This window comes from Planotetraspora sp. A-T 1434 (assembly GCF_025420585.1).
Taxonomy (GTDB): domain Bacteria; phylum Actinomycetota; class Actinomycetes; order Streptosporangiales; family Streptosporangiaceae; genus JAOEGB01.
This window is the reverse complement of record NZ_JAOEGB010000046.1, coordinates 18,892-33,193: the sequence shown is the minus strand read 5'-3', so window position 1 is coordinate 33,193 and position 14,302 is coordinate 18,892. Positions and strand designations below refer to the sequence as shown.

Below are 14,302 nucleotides of genomic sequence, written 5' to 3'. Positions count from 1 at the left end.
CACCTGGGCACCGGCGAGGAACAGCTCTCCGGGCATCCCCACCGGTAGGGGACGCAACCGCTCGTCCAGCACGTATGCCCGGACGTTGCGGAGCGGGCGGCCCACAGCGGGGCGGGCCTGCTCGCCCACCCGGCAGGACAGAGCGTCCACCGTGCACTCGGTCGGACCGTAGAAGTTGTAACTGATCGTGCCTTCGGTCTCCGCCAGCCGCCGCCACAGCGACTCGTCCAGGGCCTCGCCGCCCAGCATCAGGATCGCCGGCCGGTGCCGCCCCCCGTCCGGCAACCCGTCCCGCGACCCGTCGTCCAGCAGCCCCGCGGCGAGGAGTTGCTGGGCGTAGGTCGGCGTGAGGTCCAGGAAGTCGATCCGCCGGGTCTCCACATAGTCGACGAGCGCGGACGGATCGAACCGCACCTCGTCCTCGATCACATGCAGCTCGTGCCCGGCCGCCATCAGCAGCGGCCCCTCCCAGGAGGTGTCGAAGGAGAACGCCGCGGTCAGCGCCGCCCGCAGCCGTCGCCCGTCCGCCGGCAGCAGGTCGGACCGGTGGCTGAACAGCAGGTTGACGAGGCTGCGGTGCTCGACCACCACACCCTTGGGCGTTCCGGTGGACCCCGAGGTGTAGATCACGTACGCCGCGTCGCCGGGCCGTACCGGGCCGTTCCGCTCGGCGTCGGCCAGGTCGCCGGTCGCGTATCCGGCCAGCGTGTCCGCGTCCACCGAAGCGGCGTCGAGCACCACCGCCGGCTCCGAGTCCTGGAGCATCAGCGCCACCCGGTCGGCGGGCAGCGCGGGGTCGACCGGCAGGTACACCCCGCCCGCCTTGAGCACCGCGAGGATCGCCACGACCATCTCCGCCGAACGCGGCAGGGCCAGAGCGACGACCCGCTCGGGCCCGGCCCCCCGGGCGACGAGATGACGCGCCAGCCGGTTCGCACGCGCGTTGAGCTCGGCATAGGTCAGCGCGACATCCCCGCAGACCAGCGCCGTCGCGTCCGGGGTCAGCCGCGCCTGCGCCTCGAACACCTCCACGACCGTCGTCTCCGGCACATCGAGCGCCGTGTCGTTCCACCGCACGAGCACCTGGTCCCGCTCCGCCGGGCTCGCCAGCGGGAGCTCGCCCACGGGTCGACGCGGGTCGCCGGCGATCGCCGTCAGCACGAGCCGGAGGTGATCCGCCATCCGCCGCGCCGTCGCGGGGTCGAACAGGCCGGGGTCGTAGGCCAGATCGACGTCGAGCCGGTCGGTGATGTACGCCCGCAGGCTGAGCGGGAAGTTCGTGGTGTCCCGAGCCCGCACCTCGCGGACCCGTGGGCCCTCCGCGCCATCGGCGTCGTACGGATAGTTCTCGAAGACCACCATGCTGTCGAACAGGTTCGTTCCGGGAGGAAGGTCGCTCCAGCCCTGCAACTGGGCGAGCGAGACGAAGTCGTACTGCCGGGACTCGCTCTGCGCCTCCTGCAGCCGCCGCAGCCACGGCACGAGACCCTCTTCGCCTTGTACGGCGACGCGGGTCGGCACAGTGTTGATGAACATGCCGACCATCGACTCCACGCCTGCCAGTTCAGCGGGCCGTCCGGAGACGGTGGTGCCGAAGACCACGTCAGGCTCGCCGCTGTAGCGCGAAAGCAGCAACGCCCACGCGCCCTGCAGCACGGTGTTGACGGTCAGGCCGCCCGCCTGGGCCACCGAGCGCAGCCGTGCGGACTCCTCCTCCGACAGCACGAAGCCGACCGACTCGGCCGACTCGGCCCGGTGCGCCTGCTCGGGCCGCCGGTCGTACGGCAGCGCGGTCGGCGCGGTGAATCCGGACAGCTCGCGCCGCCAGTGGTCCTCGGCACTCCGGTGGTCCTGGTCGCGCAGCCAGCGAAGGTAGTCCCGGAACGGCCGGCGGGCCACCACCTCGGGCCGCCGCCCGCCCACGATCGCGGCGTACTGCTCGCACACCTCGGCGAACACCTGGCCCAGGCTCCAGCCGTCCAGGATCAGGTGGTGGGTCGTCCAGACGAGCAGCACCCGGTCGCCGGGAAGGCGGCCGATGGCGAGGCGCATCATCGGCGTGGCGCCGAGGTCGGTCACGGCGGCGCGGTCGGCCGCCAGCACTCCTGCCAGCTCGGCCTCGCGCTCCTCATCGGGCAGGCCGCGCCAGTCGTGGTGGCTCACCGAGACCCTGGCGTGGCGGCGCACGACCTGCACCGGCTCGCCGGCCTCTTCCCAGACCACCGAGGTGCGCAGCGCGGGGGTACGGTCGACGACCCGCTGCCAGGCCTCGCCCAGCGCACGGGGGTCGGACACGCCGTCCAGCGACAGCCTGGCCTGGTCCACGTAGATGTCCGGGTCCACGAGGCTGTGGAAGAGCATCCCGGCCTGGAGCGGCGTCAGGGGGTAGATGTCCTCGATCTCCCTGCCGTCACCGGCGATCCGGTCCACGGCCGCCTGGTCGAGGCCCGCGAGCGGGAAGTCGGAGGGGGTGCGGCCACCGGCGGCCGGCTCCGCGCAGTGCTCGACGATCTCGTGGAGCGCCCGCAGCATCCGCTCGGCCAGCCGCCGTACGGTGGCCTCGTCGTGCACCTGGTCGGAATAGAGCCAGGTCAGCTCAAGCCGGCCGCCTTCCACCAGGCCCGTGACGTCGAGCAGGTAGGTGGAATGCTCCGCCGGATCGAGGTCCGGGCCGGCTCCGTCGCGCCGGGCCCGGTACAACCCGTCCCCGGCCGCCGAAACATCCCACTGGCCGTGGTAGTTGAAGCGGATCCGCGGCGACGGGTCGCCACGCAGGGCGGTGGCCGGCGAGCCGGGCGGGCTGAGGTAGCGCAGCGCGTCGTAACTCAGGCCCCCACGCGGCACCGCCCGCAGACGCTCCTTCACGGACTTGAGCGCGGCGCCCCAGTCTCCTGCCGGGGCCTCCAGCACGACGGGGTATTGGGCGGTGAACCAGCCGACCGAGCGGGTCAGGTCCACGCCGTTGAGGACGTCCTGGCGGCCGTGCCCCTCCATGGCGACCAGGACCCTGTCCCGCCCCGTCCACTCGGACAGCACCCGGCCGAGCGCGGCCAGCAGCACGTCGTTGATCTGCGTCCGATACACCCCCGGCACCCGGTGCAGCAGCGCGTCGGTGTCGTCGCGGCCGAGCCGTACGGTGACCGGGCGGGTGGAGCCCACAGTGGCGCGGCCCGCGTGGTCCACCGGCAGCTCCACCAAGCGCTGTGCCTGGTCACCCGCGGACGTCTGGGTCCAGTACGGAAGGTCGTCGTCGAGCCCGCCGGAGCGGACGAGGTCGGCCAGCCCGCGCGCCCACTGCCCGAAGGACGTGCCGACCGGGTCGAGCGCGACAGGGCGGCCCTCGGCGGCCTGCCGGTACGCCGTCTCCAGGTCGCCGAGCAGGATCCGCCAGGAAACCCCGTCGACCACCAGGTGATGCGCGGTGACGAAGAGCCGGGACGGCCGGTCCGGGCCGAGGACGAACAGCAGCACCTTGACCAGCGGGCCGTCCTCGAGGTCGAGGGTGGCGCGAGCCTCCGTCGCGACCCTCTCGATGGCCGCCGTGACCTCCGCGTCGCCGAGCCCCGACAGGTCATGCCGCGCGTACGGCACGCCCCCCGCCGACGAGGAAGCGGGGCCGGATCCACGGACGCCTTCGGTGGCCGGTTCGGAACCGGCCTCCACGGCACCGGATTCCCGAGTCGCGGGGGTCACGGGCTCCTGGCGCCACTCGCCGTCCGTGCGGGAGAAGCGCGTCCGCAGAGCGTCGTGGTGCGCGAGCACCTCTGACACGGCGGTGCGCAGCGCCGCCTCGTCCACGTCCTCGGCCAGCTCCACCAGCATGGACATGGTGAAGTGGCGCAGCGGCCCGTGGGTGTCGAAGAACCAGCTCTGGATCGGGCCCAGCGGGGCCGGACCGCCGGCCGCCGGGATGCCGGCCGCCGCCGTCGCGGCGGGTTCCCGCACGACGGCGGCCAGCTCCGCCACTGTTTGGTGGCGGAAGAGATCACCTGCGGACAGTGGCAGGCCGGCCTGACGGGCCCGGGACACCACCTGGAGGCTCAGGATCGAGTCTCCGCCCAGCTCGAAGAAGTTGTCCTCGACGCCGACCCGGTCCACCCCGAGCACGCCGGCCCAGATCTCCGCCAGCCTCTTCTCGGCCTCGGTCCGGGGCTCGACCCGGTCTCCGGAGCCGGTGGCGCCCCACCGTGGGGCGGGGAGCGCGCGCCGGTCCAGCTTGCCGTTCGAGTTCAGCGGCAACCGGTCCAGGGTCACGAACGCCGAGGGCACCATGTAGTCCGGCAGGATCCCCCGGACGAAGTCACGCAGGTGCGAAGTGTCCGGCGGCTGCCCACCCGGCCGGGGCACCACGTAGCCGACCAGGCGCCGGTGACCGGCGTCCTCACGGACGACCGTCGCAGCCTCACCGACCAGTTCGTGACGCAGGAGCGCCGCCTCCACCTCGCCCAGCTCGATGCGGAAGCCGCGCACCTTCACCTGGTGGTCGGCCCGGCCCAGGTATACGAGCTCGCCGTCGTCGCTCCACCGCACCACGTCGCCGGTGCGGTACATCCGGGCTCCGGGCTCGCCGAACGGGTCGGCCACGAAGCGCTCGGCGGTCAGGCCCGGCCGGTTCAGGTAGCCCCGGGCCAGACCGAGACCGCCCAGATACAGCTCTCCCGGCACGCCTACCGGCACCGGCCGCAGCTCGCCGTCGAGGACGTACGCCCGAGTGTTGCTGATCGGCCGCCCGATCGGCGGCCCCTGCTCACCACCGGTGTCGCGGTCGCCGCCGCCGGTGCCGGGCCGTACGGCGGGACCTGAGCCGGAGTACCACGCCGTGGCGTAGACGGTGGCCTCGGTCGGGCCGTAGATGTTGGCGATCCGGGCCTCCGGCCAGGCCGTACGGATCTCACGGACCGCGTGGGCGGACAGCGCCTCCCCCGCCACCACGACCGTGCCGGGAGTGGTCGCCACCGCGCCCTGGGCCAGCACCTGGGAGAGCGCCGAGGGCACCGCGCTGACCAGGCTGACCGGCCCGGCCGCCCGGTCGGTGAGCGCGAGCACGTCGCGCACCAGCTCGATCCGGCCGCCCACGGTCAGCGGGCAGAACAGCTCGAACACCGAAACGTCGAAGTTGAGCGACGTGGAGGCCACCACGTGGGACAGCCCGGCCTGACCGATCCGCGCCGCCGCCCAGGCCGTCAGGCCGGTCACGCTCCGATGGGTCACCACTACGCCCTTGGGCCGCCCGGTGGACCCGGACGTGTAGATGACGTAGGCCGGATGGCCGGGCGACAGCGGCTCCAGCCGCTCCGAGTCGTCCAGGTTCGAGTCGTCCAGGTACGAGGCGTCCAGGTTCGAGTCGTCCAGGTTCACGTCCGCGCCGTCGTCGTGTCTGTCTTCGTCCCTGTCCTCGCGCTCGTCCAGCAGATGCCGGGGGATCGCCGATCCCTCTGGCAGCCGCTCCGCGACCTCATCCGTGGTGACCAGCAACACGGGCCGGGCGTCGTCGAGCATCATCCGGATCCGCTCCGCCGGATGGCCGGGGTCGATCGGGAGGTACGCCCCGCCGGCCTTCAGCACGGCCAGCAGCGCCACCATCAGGTCTGCCGATCGCGGCAGCGCCAGCGCCACGAGCCGCTCCGGCCCGACGCCGCGGCGTACCAGCCGCCGCGCCAGCCGATTCGCCCGCGCGTTCAGCTCGCCGTATGACAGCTCGACACCGCCGGACACCACGGCGACGGCGTCCGGTGTCCGCGCCACCTGCTCCTCGATCAGTCCGGGCAGCACGGCCGCCGGCACGTCGCGGTCGGTGTCGTTCCATTCCACGAGCAGGCGATGCCGCTCCGCCTCGCCCGACAGCGGAAGCTCCGCGAGCCGCCGGTCGGGATCGGCCGCCACCGCCTCCAGCAGTACGCGCAGGTGCTCGGCCATCCGCGCGACGGTCCGCGCGTCGAACAGGTCGGTGCTGTACTCCACGGAGCCGACGATCTCGCCGCCGCGCTGCTGGAACTCCACCGTGAGGTCGAAGGTGGCGGCGTGGCGCTCCACGGTGACGTCCTCGACCCGGAGACCGGTGAACGCCGGAGCCCCGCGCCCGGCGTCCTCCCACAGCACCATGACGTCGAAGAGCGGGTTGCGACTGGGGTCACGCGTGACCTGGACGGCGTCGACGAGCCGCTCGAACGGCACCTCGTCGTGGGCGAACGCGTCGAGGGCGGTGTCCCGCACGGCGGCGAGGAAGTCGGCGAAGGTCAGCGACAGGTCCACCGACGAGCGCAGGACCACCGTGTTGACGAAGAAGCCGACCGTCCGGTCCAGCTCGGGCCGGTGACGGCCGGAGACCGCCGTGCCCACCGCGACGTCTTCCTGCCCCGCGTAGCGGGCGCACCACAGCTGGCAGGCGGCCACCAGTGCGGTGAAGAGCGTCGCGCCCCGGGCGCGAGTGAGCTCACCGAGGCGCGCGGCGACGTCGGCGTCCACGGTGAAGCGGTGTACGGCACCGGCGGAGGTCCGTACGGCCGGACGCGGCCGATCGGTCGGCAGTTCCAGCGGCGAGACGCCGGCGAGCTGCCGCGTCCAATAGGCGAGATGCTCATCCGGCGCCTCGTCCCGCTGCCCACTCGGCTGCTCGCCACCGGGCGCGCCGGGGCGACGGTCACGCTGCCACACCGCGAAATCTCCGTACTGCAGCGGTGGTGGCGGCAGGGCGGCGTCCTCCCTCGTGACGGAGGCCGTGTAGACGGCGGCCAGCTCGTCGGCGAGGACCCCCATCGACCAGCCGTCGGTGACGATGTGATGGGCGGTCAGCAAAAGCACATGTTCGGTGCCGGAAACGCGTACCAGCTTCGCCCGGAAGAGCGGTCCACGGCGCAGGTCGAAAGGCCGGGCGTACTCCTCGGCCAGCGCCCGATCCTGCTCCTCGGACGTGGCCACCGTCACCAGGTCGAGCACCGGCAGATCAGCCGCGGGCGCCGGGTGGACGCGCTGCACCGCCTGGCCGTCGACCTCGTCGAACGTCGTCCGCAACGACTCGTGACGGGCCACCACCTCTCGCACCGCGCCGGTCAGCGCGGAAACCTCCAGCGATCCCAGCAGCCGCAGGGCCAGCGCGCTGTGGTACTCGGAGGTCCCCGGCCGCAGCTGATCGAGGAACCACATCCGCTGCTGAGCGAACGACAGCGGGATCGGGCCGCCGCGGTCCGCCGGCGGGATCACGTCGGCCTGGCCTGTCTGCCCGGCGTGGCCCGCCTGCCCGGCCAGACGCCGGCGCAGTAACTCCTGAAGCTCGCTGGGCAGGGCCGAGATCCGGCTCTGGTGCGATGACGGCATGGTTGCTCTCCTCAGAGTTAGCGCTCGTTGCCGCCACCGGCGGCGACCCGCTCAAGCTCGTGCAGGATCTTCTCCTCCACCAGCTCGGCGAGCGCGGAGACGGTACGGCTGATCAGCACGTCACGCGGGGTGAGGGTGACGTCGAACGCCGACTTGATCTTTGAAGTGATGAGCAGGGCCCGCAGCGAGTCCCCGCCGAGGTAGTAGATGTCGTCCTCGACCCCGACCTGGTCCGTCTCGAGCGCCTCGGCCCAGATCCGCGCCACCACGCGCTCACTGTCGGTTCGTGGTGCGACGTAACCGGTCCCTGGCGGGGTGGGCTGCGCCGCGGTCTCTTGGAGGGCTCCGGGGATGGTCTCGTGGCCGGCCTTGGGTAGGGCGGGCTGAAGTGGGTGGGAGTCCCTCAGGACGTGGGCCCGCTCGGCCTCGGTGATGGTGCCGACCCGGTCCAGCTGGCCGTCCGGTTGGTCGATGAACCGCCGCAGGACGTGGCGCAACCGGCCGGCCAGCCGCTCGATCGTCTCCGCCTCGAACAGATCGGGGTCGTAGCCGAAGTCCACCGCCAGCCGCGTGCCGGGGGTCACCGCGAGGCTGAGGGGATAGTTGGTGGTCTCGACGGCGCTCAGCTCGCGCAGCCGCAGGCCGTGCTGCGCCGCGACCGCGTCGTCGATCGGGTAGTTCTCGAAGACCACGATGCTGTCGAACAGGTCTACCCCGCCGGGTAGCTGGCTCCAGCCCTGCAACTGGGTCAGCGATACGTGGTCGAACTTGCGCGAGTGCGCCTGGGCGCCCTGGAGGGCCCGCAGCCACTCGGCCACGCTCGCCGGGCCCGCCACGTCGACCCGCACCGGCACCGTGTTGATGAAGATCCCAGTGATGGTGTCCGCGCCGGGAAGGTCGGCCGGGCGGCCGGACACCGTGGTGCCGAAGCACACGTCGCGCCGCCCGCTGGTCCGGGACAGCACCACGGCCCAGGCCCCCTGGACGACCGTGTTCACCGTCAACCGGTGCCGCCTGGCGAACTCCTGCAGCGCGCCGGACTCCGCCTCGTCGAGCCGTACGGACAGCCGGGCAGTGGAGACGCTCGCGTGCGACGGTCCGGGGGTGCGGTCGTAGCCCAGGGGCGTGGGCGCGGCGAACCCGGCCAGCAGCCCCCGCCAGTACCGCTCCGCCTCCCTCCGGTCGCGGCGGGCGAGCCACCGCAGATAGTCGCCGAAGGGCGGCCGGGCCACCGGCTCCGGAGCGCGCCCGGCGGCCAGTGCGGCGTGGCAGGCGAAGACGTCCGAGAGGACCTGGAAGACGCTCCATCCGTCCAGCAGCAGGTGGTGGAACGTCCACACCACCTGGACCTCGGTGTCCGACAGCCGGGCCGCCGTCAGCCGCATCAACGGCGCCGTGCCCAGGTCAATGCCCTTGGCCCGGTCGGCGTCGAGAAGACGCCGAAGCCGCTCCCGCCACTCGGCCTCGGGGAGATCCGTCCAGTCGAGGCAGGTGAACGGCACCGCGGCGTGGCGACTGACGACCTGGACGGGTGTGGAGACGCCCTCCCAGACCACCCGTGACCGGAGCACCGCGGTCTGGTCGGCCACGTGCTGCCAGGCGGCCCGCAGCACCCCGAGGTCGGCCACGCCGTCCAGGACGAACGTCAGCTGCTGCAGATAGAGACCCTGGTCGCCGTTGGACAGCCCGTGGTAGACCATGCCGGCCTGCATCGGCGTGAGGGGGTAGATGTCCTCCACCGACCGGCCATCACCGGCCAGCCGGTCCACGGCCGCCTGGTCGAGCCGCGCCAGCGGGAAGTCCGACGGCGTGCGGCCTCCGGCCTCCGGCCGCGCGCAGTGCTCGATGATCTCGCGCAGCGCGCCGATCATGTCGTCGGCCAGCCGCCTGATGGTGTGCTCGTGGTGCACCTCGTCCGAGTAGAACCAGGTGAACTCGAGCCTCTGGTCCTCGATCGCGCCGACCACGTCGAGCAGGTGCGGCCGCATCGCCTCCGGATCGTCGTCGGCGGCCAGCCCCCCGGGAACGGCGCGGAAGGGTCCGCTCTCATCGACGGGCCAGTCGAACTGTCCCAGGTAGTTGAAGCTCACCTGCGGCCGCCGATCGGTTTCAGCCTGTACGGCACCGCCGAGATAGCGCAGGGCCCCGTAGCCGAGACCCCGGCGCGGCACCGCCCGCAGCTGCTCCTTGACCGACTTCAGCGTGGCTCCCCAGCGGAGAAGGCCCGGGTCGCCGGGGTCGCGGGGCAGGTCGAGCGCGACCGGGAAGATCGTGGTGAACCAGCCGACCGTACGGGTCAGGTCCACGCCCTCCAGCAGGTCCTCACGGCCGTGGCCCTCCAGGTCGACCAGCACCCGCCGGCGTCCCGTCCACCGGCTCAGCACCTCGCCGAGCGCGGCGAGCAGGACATCGTTCACCTGGGTCCGGTAGACGCCGGGCACCTGTCGCAGCAGGCTCTCGGTCTCCTCCGGGCTCAGCCGCGCGGTGACCGAGCGGGTCGTCCGTACCGTGTTGGCGCCCGTGCCGGCTCCCTGGCCGTCGACCGGCACGGAGAGATCGCCGTCGCGGGTCACGGCCGCCCAGTGGTCACGCTCGTCGTCCAGGCAGCCGTCCGCGACGTACGCGGTCAGCCGTGTGGCCCACTCCTGGAACGACGTGGTCTTGGCCCCGAGATCGACCGGCTCCCCCCGGACGGCCTGCCGGTAGGCGCGGCCGAGGTCCTCCAGCAGGATCCGCCAGGACACGCCGTCGACCACGAGATGGTGCACGACGAGGAGCAGCGCGGGCCGCCCCTCGGCCCCCTGCTCAGAGGTGCCGCCGGAGGCACGGTCGAGCGCGCCGCCGGAAGCTCGGCCGGAGGCTTGGCCGGGCGTGCCGTCGAACAGGACGGCCTTCACCAGCGGCCCGGTGGCGAGGTCGAAGCCCGCGTGGACCTCGTCGGCGATGGCCCGCATCGCGGCGGCCCGCTCCCCGGCGTCCATCCCGGACAGGTCGCGGCGTTCCAGTGACTCGCCGGCCTCGTCACCTGGACCGGCCGGAGGGGCGTTGTGCTGCCGCCACTCGCCGCCGGCCCGCTCGAACCGCATCCGGAGCGCGTCGTGATGCGCGAGCACCGCGTCGAGGGCGTGCCGCAGCGCCTGTTCATCCGGTCGTACGGCCAGCTCGACGAGAACGGACTGGTCGAAGTGGTGGGGACGCTCAGGATGGGTCTCGAAGAACCAGTGCTGGATCGGCGTCAGCGGCACGGGTCCGCTCACGACGCCCTGATCGGGAAGCCCGCCCACCGGCTGGTGAGCGGGCGCCGCCGCCTCGGTGAGGCGCGCGGCCAGGGACGCGACGGTCTGGTGCAGGAAGACGTCTCTGGACGTCAGGTCCAGCCCGTCCTGCCGGGCCCGGGACACCACCTGGATGCTCAGGATGGAGTCGCCGCCCAGCTCGAAGAAGTTGTCCGTCGCGCCGACCCGGTCCACTCCCAGCACGTCGGCCCAGATCCGCGCCAGCGCCCGCTCGACCGGGGTGCGGGGCGCCACGTAGCCGGAGCCGCCCGCGGACGTGACCGCCCGGCCGGACAGCGGACGCACCTCGGACCGGCGGGACGGCGTACGGAAGTCCGACCGCCCGTCCTTCCGGACCTGTGGAGTCGTGGACTCCGCAGGGCCGCCGGCCAGGTCCGCCAGCGGACGGTCCGGCGCGGCGGCTATCGCGGCCAGCAGCGTTTCCAGTTGGCCGGCCATTCGCGCGATGGTCGTGGGTTCGAAGAGATCGGTGTTGTATTCGAGCACCATCGTCATCGAGTCGCCCCGGGGGACGAACTCGACGACCAGCTCGAACCGGGCGGAGTGCCGGGGCAGGTCGTGCTCGGCGACGCGCAGACCCCCCACCTCCGTCGGCTGGACCGTCGCGTTCTGGAGGACCACCAGCGCCTGCGCCAGCGGCGTGCGGCTGGGATCGCGCTCCGGCTGGAGCTCGTCGACCAGCCGGTCGAACGGCACCTCGTCGTGGGCGAAGGCCTCCAGCACGGTCTCCCGGACCGCGGACAGGAAGTCCCCGAACCTCCGCGACTCGTCCACCTGGGAGCGCAGGACGACGGTGTTGATGAAGAACCCGACGAGATCCTCCAGCTCGGCCCGGTTTCGGCCGGAGGTGACGGTGCCGACCGCGACGTCCTCCTGCTCGCTGTACCGAGCCAGCAGCACCTGCACGGCGGCCACCAGGGTCATGAACAGCGTGGCGCCGTATGCCTGCCCTACCTCGGTCAACGCGCCGACCAGATCGGCCGGCAGGTCGCGGCGGTGCACCGCGCCGGCCGTGGAGAGAATGGCGGGCCGGGGCCGGTCGGTCGGCAGTTCGAGCGCCTGGCCGCCGGCCAGCTTTGCGCGCCAGTAATCCAGGTGATCCTCAAACGCCGGGCCCGCCAGCCGTTCGCGTTGCCACACGGCGAAGTCGGCGTACTGGATCGGCAGAGGCGGCAGCGCCACCGGAACGCCGCTCCGCGCGGCGGCGTACAGCTGCGCCAGCTCGTCGACCAGGATGCCGACCGACCAGCCGTCGGTGACGATGTGGTGCTGGCTCAGCATGAGGACGTGGTCGTCCTCGCCGAGGCGCACCACGACCGCCCTGCTCAGTGGCCCTTTCCGCAGGTCGAATGGAGTGCGCAGCTCGTCCAGCAGCACCCGCTCCACCCTCTGCTCAACGGTGTCCGTCGAGGCCGGGGACAACCCGGCCCCCGCCGAGCCGGATACGGAAAGATCGTCCGTGGAGAGGTCAGGCGTGGCCAGATCCAGTGTGGCCAGATCAAAGCCGGCCAGATCAAAGCTGACCTGATCAGGCGTGTCAGGCGCGGACAGATCGGCCACGCGGAGGGGCAGCTCGCCGTGCGTCGCCACGATCTGCACCCCGTGTCCGTCCACGGTGTCGAACGTGGTGCGCAACGACTCGTGCCTGTCCACCAGCGCCTTGAGCGCGGCTCCGAGCGCGTCGAGGTCCAGCGGGCCGGACAGCCGAAGCCCGACCCCGGTGTTGTATCCGGTCCCGCCGGAGGTCAGGTCGTCGAGAAACCACAGCCGTCGCTGCGCGGCCGACAGTGGCAGCATGCCATCGCGAGAGACCCGGCGGATCCGCTCCGCCGGGTCCGTACGGCCCGCCCCGCGCACCGCCTCGGCGAGCTGCGCCACGGTCGGCGCGTCGAACATCGCACGGGCCGGCAACTCGACGCCGCACGTTGCCCGGACGCGGGAGAGGGCGCGTGCGGCCTGGATCGAGTCGCCACCGAGCAGGAAGAAGTCGTCCTCGACGCCCACGCGCGGCGCTCCGAGCACCTCGGCCCAGATGTCGGCCAGCGTCCGCTCCGTTTCGGTGCGCGGGGCGACATAGGCGTCGGACGCGCCACGGCCTTCGGGCGCGGGCAGCGCGCGGCGGTCCAGCTTGCCGTTGGGGCTCAGCGGCAGAGCGTCGAGCCTGACGAACGCCGCGGGCAGCATGAACACGGGCAGCGAACTGGCCAGGAAAGCGCGCAGCTCACCGGGCGTGGCCACGCGCCCGTTGGCGGGCACCACGTAGGCGACCAGCCGCTTGTCACCGGGCCGGTCCTCGCGGGTGGTCACGACGGCCGCGCCGATCTCCGGATGCCGCGTGAGCGCGGTCTCGATCTCGCCGAGCTCGATCCGGAAGCCGCGGATCTTCACCTGGTCGTCGGCGCGGCCCGCGAACTCCAGCTCGCCGTCGGCGTTCCACCGCACCAGGTCGCCGGTGCGGTACATCCGCTCGCCGGGCGCGCCGAACGGGTTGGCGACGAAGCGCTGCGCCGTCAGCCCCGGCCTGCGGAGATATCCACGCGCCAGTCCCATCCCCGCCACGTACAGCTCGCCGGCGACGCCCACCGGGACCGGCCGCAAGGCCTCGTCCAGCACGTAGACCCGGGTGTTCCAGATCGGCTCCCCGATCGGCGGCGTACGGCCCGGCACCAGCGGCCGGCTCCACGTCGACACGACCGTGGACTCCGTCGGGCCGTAGGAGTTGATCATCCTGCGCCCGGGTGCCCAGAGCTCGACGAGCTCCGCCGGGCACGCGTCGCCGCCCACGGTGACCATCCGGAACTCGGGCAGCTCGCGCGCCGCCTCCGCCGGCACGGTGGCCAGGGCCGCCGGAGGGATCAGCGCATGCGTCACCCGCCGTTCGGCGAGCACCTCGGCCAACTGCTCACCGAGCAACGGACCCGGAGGCGGCACGACGAGCGCTGCCCCGACCGGCAGCGACATGCACAGCTCCAGCACCGAAGCGTCGAAACTCGGCGAGGAGAACTGCAACACCCGATCCCCAGCCCGCACCGCATATCGGTCCACCTCCGCCGCGGAGAAACTCGCCAGTCCCCGGTGCGAGACCACCACGCCCTTCGGCCTGCCGGTCGATCCCGAGGTGTAGATGACATACGCCGGGTGGGCGAGCAGCAGCTCCGAGGTGCGATCGGCGTCCGTCGGCGCGTGACCGGGCATCGCCGCCACCGCGTCCACAATGGCGGGCTCGTCGAGCGCCACGACGCCCGTGGCCTCCCCCACAAGCAGTTCGGTGTTCAATTCAGGGGCCAACTCAGCGGATGTGATGACCTGGACGGGCGCCGCGTCGGCCAGCATGAACGCGATCCGCTCGGGCGGATAGCCCGGATCCACAGGCACAAAGGCGGCGCCGGCCTTCGCGACCGCCAGCTGCGCCACGACTATCTCCACCGATCGCGGCAGGGCGAGCGCCACGATGCGCTCCGGGCCGACCCCACGCCGGATCAGCAGGTGCGCCAGCCGGTTCGCCCGGACCTCCAGCTCCGCGTAGGTCAGCGAGCCGCCCTCGAACAGCACCGCCGGCAGGTCCGGCGTCCGCGCCACCTGGTCCTCGAACAGCCGTGGCAACGTGGCGGGCGCGACCTCGCGGCCGGTGTCGTTCCACTCAGGGGCCGGTAGCGTGCCGGGGGCCTCGGTCAACATAAGTTTTCACACCT

The 14,302-nt window shown here is 72.5% G+C and carries 2 protein-coding genes; both read right to left on the bottom strand.

Annotated elements, in window-relative coordinates; all coding sequences use genetic code 11:
* Window positions 1-7,314 (bottom strand): non-ribosomal peptide synthetase (locus tag N5079_RS34165; RefSeq protein WP_261588361.1); only part of this gene is annotated, 7,314 nt, incomplete at its 3' end.
* A 17-nt stretch (window positions 7,315-7,331) separates the two neighbouring features.
* A complete protein-coding gene (locus tag N5079_RS34160; protein ID WP_261588360.1) occupies window positions 7,332-14,288 on the bottom strand; it encodes a non-ribosomal peptide synthetase in 6,957 nt (2,318 codons plus the stop codon).
* Window positions 14,289-14,302: the final 14 nt, after the last annotated feature.